General features: G+C 70.4%; 26 protein-coding genes (1 of these 26 only partly in view). 19 read left to right on the top strand and 7 right to left on the bottom strand.

The features are described 5' to 3' along the window. Nucleotides 1-188, top strand: the 3' end of a protein-coding gene (locus tag BM145_RS09520; protein WP_245739228.1) for an SPL family radical SAM protein. It extends 826 nt beyond the left edge of the window; only the last 188 of its 1,014 coding nucleotides appear in the window; the start codon falls outside the window, past its left edge; it ends in the stop codon at nt 186-188. A gap of 9 nt (nt 189-197) precedes the next feature. Here BM145_RS09520 and BM145_RS09515 read toward each other — a convergent pair whose 3' ends face one another. Further along, on the bottom strand, nt 198-587 hold the full coding sequence (locus BM145_RS09515; protein ID WP_093333403.1) for an acyl-CoA thioesterase: 390 nt from the start codon (nt 585-587) through the stop codon (nt 198-200). Nucleotides 588-660: 73 nt separating this feature from the next. Between BM145_RS09515 and BM145_RS09510 the strand changes: the two genes are divergently transcribed. From BM145_RS09510 to BM145_RS09470, 9 genes are all read left to right on the top strand, one after another. Next, entirely contained in the window at nt 661-1,698 is a 1,038-nt protein-coding gene (locus BM145_RS09510; protein ID WP_425441090.1) for a cytochrome c oxidase subunit II, read from the top strand. Continuing rightward, nucleotides 1,695-4,241 carry a cytochrome c oxidase subunit I gene (ctaD, locus tag BM145_RS09505; protein WP_093333402.1) on the top strand — a complete coding sequence of 849 codons (2,547 nt, stop codon included), beginning with the start codon at nt 1,695-1,697 and terminating at the stop codon, nt 4,239-4,241. The genes BM145_RS09510 and ctaD overlap by 4 nt, the downstream gene beginning before the upstream one ends. Next, complete coding sequence (locus BM145_RS09500; RefSeq protein WP_093333401.1) at nt 4,238-4,615, top strand: hypothetical protein; 378 nt, start codon at nt 4,238-4,240, stop codon at nt 4,613-4,615. The genes ctaD and BM145_RS09500 overlap by 4 nt, the downstream gene beginning before the upstream one ends. Then, nucleotides 4,612-5,190 carry a cytochrome c oxidase assembly protein gene (locus BM145_RS09495; protein WP_093333400.1) on the top strand — a complete coding sequence of 193 codons (579 nt, stop codon included), beginning with the start codon at nt 4,612-4,614 and terminating at the stop codon, nt 5,188-5,190. Before BM145_RS09500 ends, BM145_RS09495 begins: the two co-directional genes overlap by 4 nt. Then, the gene (locus BM145_RS09490; protein WP_342741805.1) at nt 5,187-6,257 is read left to right on the top strand and encodes a c-type cytochrome; all 1,071 of its coding nucleotides are present in this window, start codon (nt 5,187-5,189) and stop codon (nt 6,255-6,257) included. The genes BM145_RS09495 and BM145_RS09490 overlap by 4 nt, the downstream gene beginning before the upstream one ends. Nucleotides 6,258-6,305: 48 nt before the next feature. Next, complete coding sequence (locus BM145_RS09485; RefSeq protein WP_093333399.1) at nt 6,306-6,755, top strand: GreA/GreB family elongation factor; 450 nt, start codon at nt 6,306-6,308, stop codon at nt 6,753-6,755. Further along, nucleotides 6,755-6,934, top strand: coding sequence for a hypothetical protein (locus BM145_RS09480; RefSeq protein ID WP_093333398.1), 180 nt, complete (start codon nt 6,755-6,757; stop codon nt 6,932-6,934). The genes BM145_RS09485 and BM145_RS09480 overlap by 1 nt, the downstream gene beginning before the upstream one ends. 155 nt (nt 6,935-7,089) lie before the next feature. After that, nucleotides 7,090-8,253, top strand: coding sequence for a BaiN/RdsA family NAD(P)/FAD-dependent oxidoreductase (locus BM145_RS09475; RefSeq protein WP_093333397.1), 1,164 nt, complete (start codon nt 7,090-7,092; stop codon nt 8,251-8,253). Nucleotides 8,254-8,352: 99 nt separating this feature from the next. Next, nucleotides 8,353-10,056, top strand: coding sequence for a DEAD/DEAH box helicase (locus tag BM145_RS09470; RefSeq protein ID WP_093333396.1), 1,704 nt, complete (start codon nt 8,353-8,355; stop codon nt 10,054-10,056). Nucleotides 10,057-10,226: 170 nt separating this feature from the next. On the opposite strand, the gene BM145_RS16575 is transcribed toward BM145_RS09470, so the two are convergent. The 4 genes from BM145_RS16575 to pspF all read right to left on the bottom strand — a co-directional run bounded on the left by BM145_RS16575 (nt 10,227) and on the right by pspF (nt 13,277). Next, nucleotides 10,227-10,388 (bottom strand): hypothetical protein, encoded by a 162-nt coding sequence (locus BM145_RS16575; RefSeq protein WP_177200147.1) that lies wholly within the window; start codon nt 10,386-10,388, stop codon nt 10,227-10,229. Between the two features lie 148 nt (nt 10,389-10,536). Further along, a complete protein-coding gene (locus tag BM145_RS09460; protein ID WP_245739227.1) occupies nt 10,537-11,376 on the bottom strand; it encodes an alpha/beta hydrolase in 840 nt (279 codons plus the stop codon). A gap of 167 nt (nt 11,377-11,543) precedes the next feature. Continuing rightward, a complete protein-coding gene (locus tag BM145_RS09455) occupies nt 11,544-12,155 on the bottom strand; it encodes a superoxide dismutase (RefSeq protein ID WP_093333394.1) in 612 nt (203 codons plus the stop codon). A gap of 69 nt (nt 12,156-12,224) precedes the next feature. After that, a complete protein-coding gene (gene pspF / locus BM145_RS09450; protein ID WP_093333393.1) occupies nt 12,225-13,277 on the bottom strand; it encodes a phage shock protein operon transcriptional activator in 1,053 nt (350 codons plus the stop codon). 166 nt (nt 13,278-13,443) lie between these two features. Here pspF and BM145_RS16050 point away from each other — a divergent pair, with 166 nt between their 5' ends. From BM145_RS16050 to BM145_RS09410, 9 genes are all read left to right on the top strand, one after another. Further along, the gene (locus BM145_RS16050; RefSeq protein WP_177200146.1) at nt 13,444-13,581 is read left to right on the top strand and encodes a hypothetical protein; all 138 of its coding nucleotides are present in this window, start codon (nt 13,444-13,446) and stop codon (nt 13,579-13,581) included. 32 nt (nt 13,582-13,613) lie between these two features. Then, complete coding sequence (gene pspA / locus BM145_RS09445) at nt 13,614-14,285, top strand: phage shock protein PspA (RefSeq protein WP_093333430.1); 672 nt, start codon at nt 13,614-13,616, stop codon at nt 14,283-14,285. Nucleotide 14,286: 1 nt separating this feature from the next. Then, on the top strand, nt 14,287-14,571 hold the full coding sequence (gene pspB / locus BM145_RS09440; protein ID WP_093333392.1) for an envelope stress response membrane protein PspB: 285 nt from the start codon (nt 14,287-14,289) through the stop codon (nt 14,569-14,571). Nucleotide 14,572: 1 nt separating this feature from the next. After that, on the top strand, nt 14,573-14,950 hold the full coding sequence (gene pspC / locus BM145_RS09435) for an envelope stress response membrane protein PspC (protein WP_093333391.1): 378 nt from the start codon (nt 14,573-14,575) through the stop codon (nt 14,948-14,950). 27 nt (nt 14,951-14,977) lie between these two features. Next, nucleotides 14,978-15,277, top strand: a complete 300-nt coding sequence (locus BM145_RS09430) for a hypothetical protein (protein ID WP_093333390.1) — start codon at nt 14,978-14,980, stop codon at nt 15,275-15,277. Continuing rightward, nucleotides 15,274-15,564: a hypothetical protein gene (locus BM145_RS09425; protein WP_245739226.1), complete on the top strand. Its 291-nt coding sequence runs from the start codon at nt 15,274-15,276 to the stop codon at nt 15,562-15,564. The genes BM145_RS09430 and BM145_RS09425 overlap by 4 nt, the downstream gene beginning before the upstream one ends. Before the next feature lie 40 nt (nt 15,565-15,604). Then, complete coding sequence (locus tag BM145_RS09420) at nt 15,605-15,826, top strand: hypothetical protein (RefSeq protein ID WP_342741804.1); 222 nt, start codon at nt 15,605-15,607, stop codon at nt 15,824-15,826. A gap of 9 nt (nt 15,827-15,835) precedes the next feature. Beyond that, entirely contained in the window at nt 15,836-16,063 is a 228-nt protein-coding gene (locus BM145_RS09415) for a hypothetical protein (RefSeq protein ID WP_093333388.1), read from the top strand. 159 nt (nt 16,064-16,222) lie between these two features. Beyond that, nucleotides 16,223-16,633, top strand: a complete 411-nt coding sequence (locus BM145_RS09410) for a SufE family protein (RefSeq protein WP_093333387.1) — start codon at nt 16,223-16,225, stop codon at nt 16,631-16,633. A 118-nt stretch (nt 16,634-16,751) separates the two neighbouring features. On the opposite strand, the gene BM145_RS09405 is transcribed toward BM145_RS09410, so the two are convergent. Together BM145_RS09405 and BM145_RS09400 are read right to left on the bottom strand one after the other, a co-directional pair. Then, nucleotides 16,752-17,057 (bottom strand): hypothetical protein, encoded by a 306-nt coding sequence (locus BM145_RS09405; protein WP_093333386.1) that lies wholly within the window; start codon nt 17,055-17,057, stop codon nt 16,752-16,754. Continuing rightward, nucleotides 17,054-17,584 carry a J domain-containing protein gene (locus tag BM145_RS09400; RefSeq protein ID WP_093333385.1) on the bottom strand — a complete coding sequence of 177 codons (531 nt, stop codon included), beginning with the start codon at nt 17,582-17,584 and terminating at the stop codon, nt 17,054-17,056. Before BM145_RS09400 ends, BM145_RS09405 begins: the two co-directional genes overlap by 4 nt. Between the last annotated feature and the right edge of the window lie 124 nt (nt 17,585-17,708).

Below are 17,708 nucleotides of genomic sequence, written 5' to 3'. Positions count from 1 at the left end.
AGGTGCTGCAGAGCTGGTATCCGGGATCGCGGCTCGACATGGGCGAGGCGGGCCGGACCGAGAAGCGCAACAAGTTCGGCGGGATCAAGCACGTCTACGACCGCGACACGATGCGCTCCCTGCGCGCCTTCTTCGAGGAGCGGATCGCGGATCGCCTGCCGTTCGCGCGTATCCTCTACTGGACGTAGCAGCCTGACCTAGAAGAACCGCTCGACCACGCTGCGCGCCAGCCGCGCCGGCTTCATCGTCTCGGCGTCCAGGCAGCACCAGCTCGATTTCACCTCGGCCAGCACCTCCTCGCCGCGGCGGATCACCGTCTCGTAGAAGGCGCGCGCGCCCTGCACCTTTTCCAGGATCACGGTGGCGATCACCTCGTCCTCCAGAAAGGCGGGCTTGCGATAGGTGATCTCGTGGCGGAGCGCGACCCACAGGTGCGCCGCCACCGCCTCGGCGGGGGCGAGCCGCTGCCAATGGCTGACCACCGCGTCCTGCACCCACGACAGGTAGCGCGCGTTGTTGACGTGCCCCATGGAATCGATGTCGGAGGGTGCGACGTCGATCGGGTAGGCGTGGGGGATCGCGGTCATGCCGCCCTTGTAACACGCCCGTGCCCGGCTTGCTAACGCGGAGTGTGTCGCGCACCACGACGAAGGCCAGGTGGTGGACGCGGACAATCGCATCCGGCAAGAGGGCGGCACAACGGCTCGGGAGGCCACCATCGACGCCATTATCGGCCGGCGCGTCACCGGATCGGTCCTGCCGGCATTGCTGCTGGCCGCGTGCAATCGCCACCAGTCGGCGCTCGCCCCCTTCGGGGCCGAGGCGGCGTCGACGCGCACGCTGACGATCGTGCTGCTGGTCGCCGCGGTGGTCATCGCGGCATCGATGACGCTGCTGATGCGCCACGCGATCCGCACGCCGGGCGAGCGGCTGACGCACGATCAGGGCATGAAGCTGGTACTGTGGGCCGGCGGCGTGTTCCCGACGATCCTGCTGTTCGCGCTGCTCGCCGCGTCGTTGCCGCTGATGCGCCCGGCGCCGGTCTCCCCCGCCGATCTGCGCATCAAGGTGGAGGGCGAGCAGTTCTGGTGGCGCGTCGTCACCGCGCCCGGACCGGGCCAGCTCGTCTCCGCCAACGAGGTGCGCCTGCCCGTCGGCCGCACCGTCGCGATCGACCTGGCGGGCGGGGACGTGATCCACAGCTTCTGGATTCCGGGCCTCGCCGGCAAGATGGACATGATCCCCGGGCGCATCAACACGCTGGTGGTGCGCGCCGACAAGCCCGGCCGCTATCGCGGCGTCTGCACCGAGTTCTGCGGGCTGAGCCACGCGCTGATGGCGTTCGACGTCGTCGCGATGGAACCGGCCGCCTTTGATGGGTGGATGGCCGGCCAGCGCGGCGCCTCCGCCACCGCTTCTGCGGCCGCACCGGGGGCGGCCCTGTTCGCGCGCTACGGCTGCGGCGGCTGCCACGCGATCCGCGGCACCGATGCGGCGAGCGCGATCGGCCCGGACCTGTCGCGCTACGGCAACCGCGCGACGCTCGCCGCCGGCATCCTGCCGATGACCACCGCCAACACCGCCGCCTTTATCCGCCACCCGGAGGCGACCAAGCCCGGCGTCCGCATGCCCGCCTTCGACCATATGCCCGAAGCCGACGCGGTGGCGATCGCGACCTACCTACAGGGGCTGAAATGACCGACCTCGCCGCCCCTGCCGACTATGTCGCCCCCGACCAGAACGATCCCGCCGTCCGCGCCGTCCAGGAGGATCGGCTGCGCGCGGTATGGCAGCCGCCGTCGGGCTGGTTCTTCCGCTGGACCGACGTCAACAACAACCGCGTGGGCGTCTGGTACACGCTGACCGCCTTCGCCTTCATGCTGTTCGCCGGCGTCCTGGCGCTCATCATGCGCGCGCAGCTCGCCGTCCCCGAGAACGATCTCGTCACCGCCAACACCTTCAACCAGCTGTTCACGCTGCACGGCTCGACGATGATGTTCCTGTTCGCCGTGCCGATGTTCGAGGCGGTGTCGATCATCCTGCTGCCGCAGCTCTTGGGCGCGCGCGACCTGCCCTTCCCGCGCCTGTCGGCGTTCGGCTATTGGAGCTTCCTGATCGGCGGCGTCTTCGTCACCGGCTCGATCTTCTTCAACGCCGCGCCCGACGGCGGCTGGTTCATGTACCCGCCGCTCACCACGCGCACCGACCTGTCGGGGCTCGGCGCCGACATCTGGATGCTCGGGCTCTCGTTCATCGAGGTGTCGTCGGTGGCGGCGGCGGTCGAGCTGATCGTCGGCGTCCTCAAATGCCGCCCGCCCGGCATGCGCCTCAACCTCATGCCGCTCTACGCCTGGTACATCCTGGTCGTCGCGGTGATGATCCTGTTCGCCTTTCCGCCCCTGATCGCGGGCGACGTGCTGTTCGAGATGGAGCGCCTGCTCGACTGGCCCTTCTTCGACGCGGCCCGCGGCGGCGACCCGCTGCTGTGGCAGCACCTGTTCTGGATCTTCGGCCATCCGGAGGTCTACATCGTCTTCCTCCCCTCGATCGCGCTGTTCGCGATGCTGATCCCGACCTTCGCGCAGCGCCACCTGCTCGGCTACCCGTGGATCGTGCTGGCGGCGGTCGGCACCGCGTTCCTCTCGTTCGGCCTGTGGGTCCACCACATGTTCGCGACCGGCCTGCCCAAGATCAGCCTCGCCTTCTTCTCCGCCGCGTCCGAGGCGGTGGCGATCCCCACCGGCATCCAGGTCTTCGCCTTCATTGCCACGCTATGGGCGGGGCGCGTGATCTGGTCGACGCCGCTCCTCTACGCGGTCGGCTCGATCGCCATCTTCACCATCGGCGGGCTGACCGGCGTGATGGTGGCGATCGCGCCGTTCGACTGGCAGGCGCACGACACCTATTTCGTCGTCGCGCACCTCCATTACGTGCTGATCGGCGGCACGCTGCTGCCGCTGTTCGCCGGCCTTTATTATTACTGGCCGCTGGTGACGGGCAAGAAGCTCAGCGATCGGATCGGCCGCACCGCCTTCTGGGTGATGTTCGCCGGTGCCAACCTCGCCTTCTTCCCCATGCACCTGTCCGGCCTGGAGGGGATGCCGCGCCGCGTCTTCACCTACCCGGCCGAACTCGGCATCGGCGGCCTCAACATGGCCTCGACGCTCGGCGGCTTCCTGTTCGCCGCCGGCGTGCTCCTCGTCTGCATCGACATGGCGCTGTCGCCGACCCGGGCCAAGTCGCCGCGCAATCCGTGGAACGCCGGCACGCTCGAATGGCTCGCTCACCCGGACGACGAGGATTGGGGCATCCGCTCGGTCCCGCTCGTCACCAGCCGCTATCCGATCTGGGACCAGCCCGGCTTCGTCGACCGCGTCGACCAGGGCCGCTTCTTCCTCCCCGATGCCGAGGAAGGCCGGCGCGAGACGATCATCACCAGCGTCATCGACGCGCGCCCCATCCAGGTCGCCCGGCTCGGCATGCCCAGCGTCATTCCCATGATAACGGCGGTGGCGCTCGGCAGCGTCTTCATCCTCACCACCTACCACCTCTACTGGTGGGCACTGGCGGGCGCCGTCGCGACGCTCGCCGCCGTCCTCACCTGGCTGTGGACCACCGCCGAGATCCCGGAAAAGCCGTGCAAGCCGATCGGCCACGGCCTCGTCGTGCCGCTCTACCTGTCCGGGCCGTCGGCCAGCGGCTGGTGGGCGATGTTCATCACCATGATGGCCGACGCCACTGCCTTCTCCGGCCTGCTGTTCGGCTATTACTTCTTCTGGACGGTCCATCCGGACTGGCCGCCCCCCGGCCATGCCGGGCCGGGCCGCTTCTGGCCGCTCGTCGCGCTGGCGCTGACGATCGCCAGCTGGGCCGCCACCGTCGGCGCGCGCGAGCTCAATGTCCGCGGCGCGGTGGCCGCCGCCCGCGTCCTGCTCGGCGTCGCCCTTCTCGCCTCGCTGGCCAGCATCGCCGCGGGTCTGGCGGGCCCCTGGACCAGCGGCCTCGTCCCCTCCGCCCATTCCTATCCCGCGATCGTCTGGACACTGGCGATCTGGACCACCGCGCACGCCGGCATCGCCGCCATCTGCCAGGGCTACACCCTCGCCCGCAGCCTCGCGGGCCGGATGACGCCGGAGTACGACGCCGACCTGCGCAACATCACCGTCTTCCTCCACTTCCTGCTCGCCACCGCCGTCGCCACCTACCTGACGATCGGCCTGTTCCCGGAGCTGCGCGCGTGAGGCGGCTGGTCGAGCGCATCCGCCGGCTCAGCGTCTCGCTATGGACGCTGATCGTGCCGCCCACCGTCTGGGCCGGGCATTTCCTCTTCTCCTACCTGTGGGCGGCGCTCAACTGCGCCAAGGCGGGTCGGTTCGCGACCTTTCCCACGCTCTACGTCGCCGGCACCGTCCTGGCGCTGCTCCTGATCGCCGCCGCCGGCGCGATCGCCACCGTGCAGGCCAACACCCCCGGCGACCCGCCCCCCCACGAACAATCGACCGACCTGGATCGTCTCCGCTTCCTCGCGGTCGCCACGCAGCTGCTGGCCGTGCTCAGCGCGATCGGTGTCGTCTTCACCGCCACCCCCGTCGCCTTCTTGACGGATTGCCGGTGAGGCGCGCCGCCCTCCTCGCCGGCCTCGCCCTCGTTCCCCTCGGCTGGGCGGCGGCGGTGGCGGGCGGCATGACCGGGCACATGGCCGGCCACATGATCGCGGTCGCCCTCGCCGCGCCGCTCCTCGCCGTCGGCCTGGGCGGCTCGACCCTCGACCCGGCGCGCCGCTGGCCCGCCGCGGCGAGCCCGATGGCGTCGATGCTGGTCGAACTCGTCGTCGTCTGGGGCTGGCACCTCCCCGGGCCGCGCGCGCTCGCCGACGCGGGCGGCGCCTGGTTCGCCGTCGAGCAGGGGAGCTTCCTCGCCGCCGGCCTGTGGCTGTGGAGCGCCGTGCTCGGCACCGGGCGCGAGCGCCGCGCCGCCGGCATCGGCGCGCTCCTCCTCACCTCCATGCACATGACGCTGCTCGGCGCGCTCGTCGGCCTGGCGCCGCGCACGCTCTACGGCCATTCCCACGGGCTCGAAGACCAGCAGCTCGGCGGTGTCGTGATGCTCACGATCGGCGCGGGCAGCTACCTGATCGGCGGGCTGGCGATGCTCGGAACGCTGCTCCGCGACGAGGGTGCCCCAACATGACCAAGGCCATGACGATCACCATCACCTGGAAGCGCGCGCTGGCGACGCTCACCGCGCTGTTCGCCGCGGGCATGCTCTACGCCTGGTCGGGCGCGTTCAACGTCGCCGCCTCCAGCGGCCACTGGCCGATCACCAATTGGTTCCTGCACTGGGTGATGGAGAATTCCGTCCGCACCCGCGCCGCCCTCACCTCCCCCGCCGACCCCAAGGCGGATACTGGCCTGGTCAGCGCCGCCGGCCATTTCGCCGCCGCCTGCGCGTCGTGCCACGGCGCGCCCGGCCGCCGCCCCTCGCCCGTGATGCAGGCCGCCACCCCCCACGCGCCCGACCTGCAGAAGAACGCGCCTCTCTGGACCGACAAGCAGCTCAACTGGATTCTCCAGCACGGCGTCAAATTCTCCGGCATGCCCGCCTGGGCGGTGCAGGACCGGCCGGACGAGGTCGCGCGCATGGTCGCCTTCGTCCGCGCGCTCCCTGCCATGACCCCGGCGCAGTACCGCGCGCTGACCGAGCAGGCGGCGGGCGCCGGCAGCACCGGCACCGCCGCGCTCCGCCCCGGCCTGGTCGCGAGCTGCGCGTCGTGCCACGGCGCCGATGGCCGGGGGCGCGGTCAGCCCGACATCCCCGTGCTCGGCGGCCAGCACCCCGCCTATCTCCTCGCCTCGCTGCGCGCCTACGCCACCGGCGAGCGGCACAGCGCCGTCATGGGCAACGCCGCCGCCGCGCTCACCGATGCCGAGATGAGGACCCTCGCCGCCCATTACGCCGCGATGCCCGGCATCGGCGACACGCCCCCGGCCGGAACCGCCGCCGCCCGTGCCCTGGTCGAGCGCGGCGAACCCCGCCTCCAGCTTCCCGCCTGCGCCAGCTGCCACGCGCCCGGCAAGGGCTACCCCGTCCTCGCCGGACAGAAGGCGAGCTACATCGCCCAGCGCCTGCGCGGGTGGCGTGGTGAGAAGGAAGTGGTCGACGCGCGCAAGCCGCACGACACCATGCCCGTCATCGCCCGCCGCATCCCGGAGGAGATGATCGAGCCCCTCGCCCGCTATCTCGCCGGCACGCGTTGACGCCGCGGCGGCGCCGCCACATCTGCGTGCGATGAGTCATCCCCGCCCATGAGCGTCGCCTTCCGCCGCGACAGCGACGAGGAGCATCTCGAACCCCGGTTCGAGCTGCCGATCCCGCCTGGCCCCAACCTCGTCACCGCCGCCGGCCCCGCGCTGATCGCCGCCCGCATCGCCGCGCTGGAGGCGGAGATCGCGGCCGCCGCCGACCCGGAGCCGCTCCGCCGCACCTTGCGCTACTGGCACACCCGCGCCGCCACCGCCGAGGTGGCCGGCGCGCCCGCCGACGGCACGGCCGGCATCGCCACCCGCGTCCGCTTCCGCCTCGCCGGCCGGGAGCGGCAGGTCGCCATCGTCGGCCACGACGAGGCGGACGGCGACACCCGCATCGCCTACGCCGCCCCCCTCGCCCGCGCGCTGATCGGTCTGGAGGCGGGCGACCTCGCCGATTTCCAGGGCCGCGCCGACGCGATCGAGATCCTGTCCGTGGAGCCCCTGTAATGGCCGAGAAGTTCGAACGTCACCGCCAGCCCTGGACGCAGGACGAGATCCAGAAGCTCCACACGCTCGCCAAGAAAGGCATGGCGCTGAAGGCCATCTCGAAAGCGATGACCCGCAGCGAGGAGTCGATCAAGACCCGCGCCAAGGAGGACGGCCTGTCGATCGCCAAGCTCCGGTGAACGGCCGGCTCGTTCCCCTCTCCCCGTCATGCCGGGCCTGTGCCGGCATCCAGGGTCAAGCAGCGTGGGCGTTCGTGGCTCTGGATGCCGGGACCAGGGCGCCCATCGAAGTACTACTTCGATGGGATCCGACCAGCCCGGTATGACAATATAGAATGACCCCCACCCACGACGCCATCATCCTCGGCGCCGGCGCCGCCGGCATGTTCTGCGCCGGCATCGCCGGCCAGCGCGGTCGCCGCGTACTGCTCGTCGACCACGCCGCGCAGCCCGGTGCCAAGATCGTCATCTCCGGCGGCGGCCGCTGCAACTTCACCAATCTCGGCACCGCCCCCGATCGCTTCGTCTCCGCCAACCCGCATTTCGCCAAATCCGCGCTCGGCCGCTACACCCCGTCCGACTTCGTCGCCCTGGTCGAACGCTACGGCATCGCCTGGCACGAGAAGACGCTCGGCCAGCTCTTCTGCGACGGCTCGGCGCGCCAGATCGTCGCCATGCTCGTCGCTGAGTGCGATGCAGGCGCGGTCGACTGGGCGATGGGCCACGAACCGCAGGTGGAACACGACGGCACCCATTTCCGCGTGACCACCGGCGACCGCGTATCGATCGCCCCCAGACTGGTGGTCGCCACCGGCGGCCCCTCCATCCCCAAGCTCGGCGCCACCGACCTTGCCTACCGCCTCGCCCGCCAGTTCGGCCTCAAGGTCGTCGAACCGCGCCCGGCCCTCGTTCCCCTCACCCTCGGCCCCGACCAGGCCCTGTTCCGCGACCTCGCCGGCGTCTCCGCCACGGTCGAGGCGCGCGTCGGCACCGCCCGCTTCCGCGAGGCTGCCCTCTTCACCCATCGCGGCCTGTCCGGCCCCGCCATCCTGCAAGTCTCCTCCTACTGGCGCCACGGTGACGAGGTCGCGATCGACTTCACCCCCGGCCGCGACCCCGATTGGCTCCTCGCCCTCAAGCGCAGCGAACCCCGCACCACGCTCCGCCGCGCCCTCGCCCTGCCCGATCGCCTCACCGACGCGCTCACCGCCGACATGCCCGTCGACCGCCTCGCCGACGCGCCCGACAAGGCACTCCGCGCCGCCGCGCAGCGCCTGTCCGACTGGCGCTTCGCCCCAAGCGGCACCGAAGGCCACGCCAAGGCGGAAGTCACCGTCGGCGGCATCAGCACCGCCGAACTCTCCTCGCGCGACTTGGAATCGAGGAAAGTCCCCGGTCTCCACGCCATCGGCGAGGCGGTCGACGTCACCGGCTGGCTCGGCGGCTACAATTTCCAGTGGGCATGGGCGAGCGGATCGGCTACGGGCCACGCGCTTTAGGGTGTTCCGTTCGGGCGGCGTCGATGCCGCATCCGCCATAGGCGGGCGAAATCGCGCCCGACTTGGCCGCCGGGCTTCGCGCCCCCACATTGGAAAACCATGCTACCCGAGAATCTCCCCGCCCCGCTCGCCGCGGCGCTCGCCGCGCGCGGCTACGAAACCCTGACCCCGGTCCAGGCCGAGGTCATTGCCGCCGAGGCCGAGGGCCGCGACCTCCTCGTCTCCGCGCAGACCGGGTCCGGCAAGACCGTCGCCTTCGGCCTCGCCATGGCCGGCCAGCTGCTGACCGACGGTCTCGTCCTGCCCCAGGCGGGCCTGCCGCTCGCGCTCGTTATCGCCCCCACCCGCGAACTCGCGCTCCAGGTCAGCCGCGAACTCGACTGGCTCTACGCCGGCGCGCGCATCGCCACCTGCGTCGGCGGCATGGACGCCAGCAAGGAACGCCGCGCGCTGTCGCACGGCGTCCACATCGTCGTCGGCACGCCCGGCCGCCTCCGCGACCACTTGGAACGCGGCGCCCTCAAGCTCGGCGAACTGAAGGCCGCCGTCCTCGACGAGGCGGACGAGATGCTCGACATGGGTTTCCGCGAGGATCTGGAGCAGATCCTCGACGCGACCCCGGCGGAGCGCCGCACCCTGCTCTTCTCCGCGACCCTGCCGCGTCCGATCGTCCAGCTCGCCAAGACGTACCAGCGCGACGCCGTCCGCATCGCCACCGTCGGCGAGGACCGGGGCCATGGCGACATCGAGTATCAGGCGGTCGCCATCGCGCCGTCCGACATCGAGCACGTCGTGGTGAACCTCCTTCGCCTGCACGAGGCGGAGACGGCGATGCTGTTCTGCGCCACCCGCGACAACGTCCGCCACCTGCACGCCAGCCTGGTCGAGCGCGGCTTCGCGGCCGTCGCGCTGTCGGGCGAGCATTCGCAGAACGAGCGCAACGCCGCGCTTCAGGCGCTTCGCGACGGCCGCGCCCGCGTCTGCGTCGCCACCGACGTGGCGGCCCGCGGCATCGACCTGCCCAGCCTCAGCCTCGTCGTCCATGTCGAGCTGCCGCGCGATGCGGAGACGCTCCAGCACCGCTCCGGCCGCACCGGCCGCGCCGGGCGCAAGGGCACCGCGATGCTGATCGTCCCCTATCAGAAGCGCCGCCGCGTCGAGGGGATGCTCCGCGCTGCGCGCATCGCCGTCAACTGGGTGCCCGTCCCTGGCGCCGACGAGATCCGCGCCGCCGATCGCGAGCGCCTGCTCACTCGTCTCGCCGAGCCGGTCGAGCTGGACGACGAGGATCGCGCCCTCGGCGAGCGCCTGCTCGAAACCCGCAGCCCGCAGGACGTCGCCGCCATGTTGATCCGCGCGATGCGCGCGTCGATGCCGGCGCCGGAAGAGATGGCCGACGGCGCCAACGAGCCGCCACGACGGGAGGACAAGCATCGCCCCGGCTTCGACGACACCGTCTGGTTCCGCCTCGACATCGGCCGCCGCCAAAATGCCGACCCGCGCTGGTTGCTGCCGCTGCTCTGCCGTCGCGGTCACGTGACGCGCGACGAGATCGGCGCGATCCGCATCGGCCCGGCCGAGACGATGGTCCAGATCCCCCGTGCCATCGCCGGCCGCTTCCTGGCCTCCGCCAAGCGCACCGCCGGCTCCGAAGGCGAGGACGCCATCGCGATCGAACCTCCCGAGGGCGGCCCCGCCCCAGCACCGCAGCACCGCGCCTCTCCGCGCGGCCGCCAGTCCAACGCCGGCCCTTCCCGCGCGCCTCGCTACAGCGCGCGGCCGACGAAGGCGCCGCGGCGGTAGAACGCCGCCACTGGTCGAGAAATCCTCGTCACCCCGGGCTTGTCCCGGGGTCCAGGGCCAAGCAGCACCATCACTCGTGGCCCTGGATGCCGGGACCAGCCCGGCATGACGGGAGCGACCTACTCCCGCGCCGCTACGTCCCGCTTTCCAGGACAAGCCCGCGGCACCCCCTACAGCGTCGCCACCAGTGCCCCCTCGATTACCGCGAGCAAATCCGCCTCCTGCACCTCCTGCCCGCCGCAGTCACCTTCGCCTCCTCGATCACGCCCGCCGTCCGCGGTCGTCTCCACCAGCTTCTCCACGAAGCAGCGGTTCATCCCGTCGACCAGCAACCAGGCCCAGCAATAGCTCGCGCCCCGCCGCCGACCTTAATGGTGCCGTTCACCGCCCCGGCGCGATCGTGGAGACGGTGCCGCGAACCGATTACGCCCGTCGATCTTCATCGAAACGCTCCTCGCCGTCGCCGATCGACCAGCACGCTCACTCCGCCCCCGTCACCCGCGCGGCGAAGGTCGCTACGTCGTCCAGCACCGGCGCCCGTCCCCTGAGCGGCCGCGCGATCGCGGTGACGATGCCGACATGCCCCACCCGGGGATAACGTCGCCGCTCCACCGTCACGCCCGCCGCCGTGAGTCTCCGTGCCAGCACGTCGCTGTTGCGGGGTCGGACCAGTTCGTCCTTGTCGCCGGTGGCGAGCAGCGCCGGCGGATCGCCCGCACTCGCGAAGACCACCGGCTGCGTCGCGGCCGGGTCGCCCGCCGCGCCGAACGCCGCGATCGTCGCCGGCTGGTCGAGCGGCAGGAAGTCGTACGGTCCCGCCAGTCCCACCCAGCCCTTCACCGCCGTCCGGTCGGCGCCGAGCCAGCGCGGGTCGAGCGCCAGCATCGCCGCGTCGTACGCTCCCGCCGAATGGCCGACGAGCACCAGCCGATCGGGATCGCCGCCCAGCGCTGCGACATGCACCCGCGTCCACCGCACCGCCGCGGCATTGTCGCGCAGGAACTCGGGAAAGCGCACCTCCGGCACCAGCCGGTAATCGGGAATGACGACCACGAACCCGCGAGCCGCCAGCGCCCGCCCGACGAAGCGATACCCATCCTTCGTCCCCGAATTCCACGATCCGCCGTAGAAGAACACGACCACCGGTCGCGGCCCCTTGCCCCGATTCGGTGCGTACACGTCCAGCCGCTGCCGCGACCCCTCGCCATACGCCACGTCGCGCGCCACCACGCGAACGCCCCCGTCCTTGGGGACGAGGGCGTCGAACGTCCTGAGCGGCGAACAGGCGGTGGCGAGAGCGGCGATGAGCGCCCCCACCATCCCTCGTCGGCCAAGCTTCATCGCCGCCACGTCACCCCCCTGTCACCTCGGACTTGATCCGGGGTCCATCGTGCCGCGTAAACATCGGCCGATGCTCTCGCGGCACCATGGATGCCGGGTCGAGCCCGGCAGGACGGAGAAGATGAGGGCTCAGAAAGCAGCGAGGATCAGCCCGAAACCGCCTCGTACCGCTGGCCGACCGTGTCCCAGTCGACCACGTCCCACCACGCCTTCAGATAGCCCGGCCGATCGTTCTTGTAGGTCAGGTAGTAAGCGTGCTCCCACACGTCGTTGCCCAGCAACGGCGTGCCCCGCTCCTTGGCGTCGTCCATCAGCGGATTGTCCTGGTTCGGCGTGCTCGTCACCTTGAGCTTGCCGGCCTCGTCGGCGATCAGCCATGCCCAGCCCGATCCGAACTGCGTAGCGCCCTTGCCGTTGAACTGCTCCTTCAGCTGATCGAGTCCGCCGAAATCACGCTCGATGGCCTCGGCCAGCTTGCCGGAGGGCTGGCCGCCGCCCTTCTTCATCGTCTTCCAGAAGAAATCATGGTTCCAGTAACCGCCGCCATTGTTGCGGACCAGCGGCGGCTGCGACGAGATCATTCCCAGAATGTCCTCGATCGACTTGCCTTCCAGCTTCGGATCGGCCGCGACGCCCTCGTTCAGCTTGTCGGTATAGGCCTTGTGATGCTTGTCGTGGTGGACCGTCATCGTCTCCTTGGAGATGGTCGGCTCCAACGCGTCATAATCGTAGGGCAAGGGGGGCAGTTCGAACGCCATCTTGTGTCTCCTGGTGGAATTGATCGGGGGCATAACGCACACCCCTTCCACTTGGTCCCGGCAGCAGCGTTACGCAACCGTTCCGATCAGATCATGTCGTCGCAGCGCGTGGCGGAATTGGTCGTAGCTCAGGCCCAGCGCCGACGCCGCCTGCCGCTGGTTGAAACGATGCTCCGCCAGCGCGTTCGCCAGCAGGTCGCGCTCGAACTGCGCCACCCGGCTCTTGAAGTCGGACGGACCCACCTCGCACGCCGCCACCTCGTCGCCCGCGCTCGGCACCGGCACCTTGGTCGAGGGCGAGGTCGACACCGCCGCGACCGACGGGCTGGCCGGCGCCTGCCCGCTCGGGCGGAACGGCGAGGCGAAGGGATCGATGTCGATGCGGTCGACCGGCCCGCCCGCGTCCCAGCGGTACACCGCGCGCTCCACCACGTTGCGCAGCTCGCGCACGTTGCCCGGCCAGCCATATGCCGTCAGCTGCTCGACCGCCCGCTCGCCGAATCCGGTCCACCGCTCCCAGCCCAGCTCCGCCGCCATCCGCCGCGCGAAATGATTCGCCAGCACCATGATGTCGTCCCGCCGCGCGCGAAGCGGCGGCAGCGTCACCACCTCGAACGACAGCCGGTCGAGCAGGTCGGCGCGAAAGCTGTGCGCGTCGACCTTGTCGGGCAGATGCTCGTTGGTGGCGGCCACGATCCGCACGTCGACGCGCAAGGGCCGCGACGCCCCGATCCGCGTCACCTCGCCATATTCCACCGCGCGCAGCAGCCGCTCCTGCGCGGCCATCGACAAGGTGCCGAGCTCGTCCAGGAACAGCGTCCCCCCGTCCGCCTCCTCGAAGCGCCCGACCCGCGCCTTGGTCGCGCCGGTGAAGGCCCCCGCCTCGTGCCCGAACAATTCCGCCTCGATCAGCGTCTCGGGCAGCGCCGCGCAGTTCATCACCACCAGCGGCTGGTCCCACCGCGGGCTCAGCCGGTGCAGCCGCTCGGCGACCAGCTCCTTGCCCGTCCCCCGCTCGCCGATCACCAGCACCGGCCGGTCGAGCGCGGCCGCGCGCGAGGCGCGTTCCAGCGCGTCGAGGAACGCTCCCGACTGTCCGACGACCTGGCTTGCCCGTTCCATGGCCGACATCTGGCGCGATCCGCCAAGTCTTGGCAACCCTCCTGGAGCCGCGAAACCGCCCTTTTCCGCTAAGTCATGGAAGGTTCAGGTTTTTCGAAACTGGCACGCCCCCTGCAAAGCGTCAGGCATCCCGCCGTTCCCAGGCGGCAACCAAAAGGAACCAGCCATGAAGACCGTCATCAACACGCTCGCCACCCTCGCCCTCACCTTCGCGGTCAGCGGCACCCTGATCGCCTCGGCGGTCGGCCCGGCCACCGCCCAGGGTAACGGGGCAGTCGCCAGCACCACCCGGTTGGTGGCATAAGCATGGGCGTATTCGTCCCTCAGGAGTTCGCGATGGGAATCTTCAGCCGTACCCGCGACATCGTCGCCGCCAATTTCGCCGACCTGCTCGACAAGGCGGAAGACCCGGCGAAGATGATCCGCATGATTATCCTCGAGATGGAGGAGACGCTGGTCGAGGTCCGTGCCTCCGCTGCCCGCACCATCGCCGACCAGAAAGAGATGCGCCGCCACATCGCCAAGCTCGACGATCTCCAGACCAACTGGACCGAGAAGGCCGAGCTGGCCCTGTCCAAGGACCGCGAGGATCTCGCCAAGGCGGCGCTGGTCGAGCGCCAGAAGGCGACCGACATGGCCGAGCAGCTGCGCGGCGAGGTCGGCGTGCTCGACGACTCGCTGCGGGCGGCGGAAGAGGACATCGCCAAGTTGCAGGGCCGCCTCCGCGAGGCGCGGTCCAAACAGTCGGGCATCCAGACCCGCATCGACACCGCCAACAACCGCTTCCGCCTACGCGACATGTACGCCGGCCCCAAGACTCAGGAAGCCTTCAGCCGCTTCGGCGAGCTGGAGCGCCGCGCCGACGAGGCGGAGGGCCGCGCCGAGGCGATGGGCCTGGGCGTCTCCAAGTCGCTGGAAGAGGAGATCGCCGAGCTCCGCCAGTCGGACCGGGTGGACGAGGAACTCGCCGCGCTGAAACGCCGCCTCGGCAGCAAGCAGGAGGGCTGAGATGGAAGACATCTTCGTACCCGTGATCGCGATCACGTCGATCTTCATCGGCCTGCCCTGGGTCATCCTCCACTATCTGACGAAGTGGCGGCAGGCGCCCAAGATCACCGAGGAGGACGAGCGCATGCTCGACGAGATGTACAATCTCGCCCGCCGCCTCGAGGAGCGCGTCAACACCGTCGAGCGGATCGTCGCCGCCGACAATCCCGACTGGCGGCCGGGCCTCAACAGCCCGCAACCGACTTACCAGATCGACCGCAACCCCCATTCCAACCGGAGCAACTGACATGGCTGCCCGCACGCAATATTACCTCAACAAGCAGGACGCCAAGTGGAAGGGCGTCTGCGCCGGAATCGCCGATTACACGGGGATCGAAGTGCTCTGGGTCCGCATCGGCATGGTGCTGCTCACCCTCGCCGGCGGCTTCCCCTGGACGCTGATCGCCTACGCCCTGATCGCCTGGATGGCGCCCCGCAAGCCGATCGGCCTGTACGAGACGCCCGACGACGCCAAGTTCTGGCAGGGCGTCCGCACCAACCCGACGCGCTCCGCCGCCGAGGTCCGCTCCAAGCTGCGCGACATCGACCGCCGCCTCGGCGACATGGAAACGCACTTCACCAGCCGCAACACGGCGCTCGCCAACGAGATCGACGCGCTGCGCTGATCCGGGCTCGAACAGGGGAGAGATACCATGGACTTCGGCGGACCGTTCTTCGTCCTCGCCATCATCGCGATGTCGACCGGCGGCTGGGTGGTGAACAACTGGATACGCGCCAGGCACGGCTACGCGCCCAGCAACGACTGGGGCATGACCGACGGCTCCGGCACGATCGACAACAACCGCAAACTCGCGCTGCTCACCGGCGAGAACGAGAGGCTCGCCGGCCAGGTCGGCCGGCTGGAAGAGCGGATCGCCGTGCTGGAGCGGATCGCCACCGATCCCGCCGAGCGCACCGCCCGCGAGATCGAAGCGCTCCGGAGGCAGGCATGACCGGCTTCCTCGCCGCCAACGCGCCGCTCGTCGTCACGCTCGCGCTGATCGTCCTCGCCATCGTCGTCGTCGGCTGCGCGCTGGAGGGCTTCCGCATCTGGACCGTCCACCGCGAGAAGATGGCCACCGCACTCAACGCCCAGGCCGCCGAGAAGGCCGCGCAATACGCCGCCAACGGCGAACGGCTGGAGGCACGCGTGCAGGTGCTGGAACGCATCGCCACCGATCGCGGCGCCGACCTGCACCACCAGATCGAACAATTGCGCGACACCCGCGCGGTCAACTGAGAGAGGGAAGACAATGCCTTGGTCCGTCGCGGTCATGGTCATGGCCATCGTGCTCATCACGGCTCTGGCGAAAGTGTCGAGGGCCAAATACGAGGCGGTCGGCCGCCACCAATCGGGCGAGGTGCAGAGCGCCGACGCGATGCGCGCCGCCGAGGAGGTCCGCCTCCTGAAGGAACGCGTCGCCGTGCTGGAACGCGTCGTCACCGACAACCACGGCAGCCTCGGCCTCGATCGCGAGATCGAGCGGCTGCGCGACCGCTAGGAGGCTCCCGTGACCGATCCCGTCACCACGCTCACCCTGTCCCTCTCCGGCCTGGCCGGGCTCGGCATGCTGGTCGCCGGCGGCCTGACCGGCTGGCGCGGCTGGCTCCAGCTCAAGCGCTCGGAGATCGAGCGCGCCAGCGTGCCCGCCCCCTCCGCCGGCGCCCGCATCGAGATCGCCGACCTGAAGGAGCGCATCCGCAAGCTGGAGGCGATCGCCGCGGGGGTCGACCTGTGACCCTCACCGGCATGCCGGGCTCGTCCCGGCATCCAGGGCCGTGGACGGCGGCGCTGCTTGGCTCTGGACACCGGGACGAGCCCGGTGTGACGCCAGGAGAGGGCAAGCCTCCACACCATCAAGGTTGAAGCCGCCTCGCCCCACCTGTACCGCGCGGCCATGTCCACCCTCGCCGACATCCACGACGAATACGACTTTCTCGACCCCGACGACCGCTATCGCCTGCTGATCGACCTCGGCCGATCGCTGGAGCCGATGCCGGACGCGCTGAAGACCGAGGCGACGCTGGTCCGCGGCTGCTCCGCCTCCGTCTGGGTCTACCCCACCCGCGCCGACGACGGCACGCTCCACTTCCTGGCCGACTCCAACGCCGCGATCACCAAGGGCATCATCGCCCTGGTCCTGGTCGCGGTACAGGACCGTCCGGCGGCCGACATCCTCGCGACCGACGTCGCCGACGCACTCCGTCCCTTTGACCTGTCGGCGCAGCTCAGCTCCAACCGGACCCAAGGCATCCCCAACATGATCGCCCTGATCCGCGAGACCGCCGCCCGCTACGTCGCGAGCTGAACTCAAGCCCCGTCATGCCGGGCTCGTCCCGGCATCCAGGGCCACGAACGATGGCGCTGCTTGACTCTGGATGCCGGGACGCGCCCGGCATGACGGCGCATTGAGCATCCGCCGTGTTTCAGCAATCCCATCCCAGCCGTGCCACCACCGCGTCGACCGGCTCGCCCGCGGGCACCACCAGCCACTCGCCGGGCCGGCTCGCGTCGATCACCGCCACCGCGTTCTTGGGGCAGAGTTTCAGGCACCCGGTCTCGACCACCCCGGCCACCGCGCGCTTGCCCTTGCCCGCGCGCTTGCGGAGCAGCTTGGCCAGCCGCTCGTCGCCGTCCGTGCCGAACCCGCCGTCCAGCTTGCGCGAGCATTTGCCGCACACCAGCGTCACGTGCCGCCAGCCCCCACCCTTGCGCGATGTGGTGCGGATCACGCCGCCCGGCGCTCGGCGGCGGTGCGCAGCACCTCGTAGGCAGCCTGCACCGACTGGAACCGCACCGCCGCGTCCGGATCGCCCGGCCGCACGTCGGGATGATTCTCCTTGGCCAGCCGCCGCCACGCCGCGCGCACCGCGTCGAAATCGGCATCGTCATCCAGCCCCAGGACCGCCAGCGCACGCTGCTCGTCGCGCGACCGGCTGCCGTCGCCCGGGCCGCTCCACGCATAGTGCCGCGCCCGCTCGTACCCGTTCGCGCCGCGCGTCTCGTCCGCCTCGCGCGCTGCCGCCTCCTCGGCGGATAGACCCTGGAAATAATCCCAGCCGCGATTGTACTCGGCGGCGTGATCGCGGCAGAAATACCAGCGTTCCGGGCTGTTGGGCGATTTCGGCGCGGGGCAGTCGCCCGGCTCGGCACAACCGTCGCGATCGCACAGCCGCACCGGCTTCGCCTCTCGGCCGCTGCCGTAGCCGCGCCACCGTGGAAAGCCCCAGTCGTTGGATCGTGTCGGGCGATGCGCCATGCCCGGCACATAGGCCGCGGCGCGCGCCGCGCAACCGCCTCGGCCGCCATGCCGGCGGAACGCCGATCGGCACGGTCCCGCTCGACTAAGCGGGCGTGGCGTGACAAGATCGTCATCAAGCCTT

Source organism: Sphingomonas rubra, from assembly GCF_900115745.1.
Classification (GTDB): Bacteria; Pseudomonadota; Alphaproteobacteria; order Sphingomonadales; family Sphingomonadaceae; genus Sphingomonas; species Sphingomonas rubra.
This window is presented reverse-complemented; position numbering and strand designations above follow the sequence as displayed.

What these genes read in the sequence shown, in the direction of transcription:
- BM145_RS09515 (WP_093333403.1), bottom strand. Translation starts at nt 587, where the DNA reads ATGACCGCGATCCCCCACGCCTACCCGATCGACGTCGCACCCTCCGAC.
- ctaD (WP_093333402.1), top strand. Translation starts at nt 1,695, where the DNA reads ATGACCGACCTCGCCGCCCCTGCCGACTATGTCGCCCCCGACCAGAAC.
- BM145_RS09490 (WP_342741805.1), top strand. Translation starts at nt 5,187, where the DNA reads ATGACCAAGGCCATGACGATCACCATCACCTGGAAGCGCGCGCTGGCG.
- BM145_RS09485 (WP_093333399.1), top strand. Translation starts at nt 6,306, where the DNA reads ATGAGCGTCGCCTTCCGCCGCGACAGCGACGAGGAGCATCTCGAACCC.
- BM145_RS09480 (WP_093333398.1), top strand. Translation starts at nt 6,755, where the DNA reads ATGGCCGAGAAGTTCGAACGTCACCGCCAGCCCTGGACGCAGGACGAG.
- BM145_RS09475 (WP_093333397.1), top strand. Translation starts at nt 7,090, where the DNA reads ATGACCCCCACCCACGACGCCATCATCCTCGGCGCCGGCGCCGCCGGC.
- BM145_RS09470 (WP_093333396.1), top strand. Translation starts at nt 8,353, where the DNA reads ATGCTACCCGAGAATCTCCCCGCCCCGCTCGCCGCGGCGCTCGCCGCG.
- BM145_RS09460 (WP_245739227.1), bottom strand. Translation starts at nt 11,376, where the DNA reads ATGGTGGGGGCGCTCATCGCCGCTCTCGCCACCGCCTGTTCGCCGCTC.
- BM145_RS09455 (WP_093333394.1), bottom strand. Translation starts at nt 12,155, where the DNA reads ATGGCGTTCGAACTGCCCCCCTTGCCCTACGATTATGACGCGTTGGAG.
- pspF (WP_093333393.1), bottom strand. Translation starts at nt 13,277, where the DNA reads ATGGAACGGGCAAGCCAGGTCGTCGGACAGTCGGGAGCGTTCCTCGAC.
- BM145_RS16050 (WP_177200146.1), top strand. Translation starts at nt 13,444, where the DNA reads ATGAAGACCGTCATCAACACGCTCGCCACCCTCGCCCTCACCTTCGCG.
- pspA (WP_093333430.1), top strand. Translation starts at nt 13,614, where the DNA reads ATGGGAATCTTCAGCCGTACCCGCGACATCGTCGCCGCCAATTTCGCC.
- pspB (WP_093333392.1), top strand. Translation starts at nt 14,287, where the DNA reads ATGGAAGACATCTTCGTACCCGTGATCGCGATCACGTCGATCTTCATC.
- pspC (WP_093333391.1), top strand. Translation starts at nt 14,573, where the DNA reads ATGGCTGCCCGCACGCAATATTACCTCAACAAGCAGGACGCCAAGTGG.
- BM145_RS09430 (WP_093333390.1), top strand. Translation starts at nt 14,978, where the DNA reads ATGGACTTCGGCGGACCGTTCTTCGTCCTCGCCATCATCGCGATGTCG.
- BM145_RS09425 (WP_245739226.1), top strand. Translation starts at nt 15,274, where the DNA reads ATGACCGGCTTCCTCGCCGCCAACGCGCCGCTCGTCGTCACGCTCGCG.
- BM145_RS09420 (WP_342741804.1), top strand. Translation starts at nt 15,605, where the DNA reads ATGGCCATCGTGCTCATCACGGCTCTGGCGAAAGTGTCGAGGGCCAAA.
- BM145_RS09410 (WP_093333387.1), top strand. Translation starts at nt 16,223, where the DNA reads ATGTCCACCCTCGCCGACATCCACGACGAATACGACTTTCTCGACCCC.
- BM145_RS09400 (WP_093333385.1), bottom strand. Translation starts at nt 17,584, where the DNA reads ATGGCGCATCGCCCGACACGATCCAACGACTGGGGCTTTCCACGGTGG.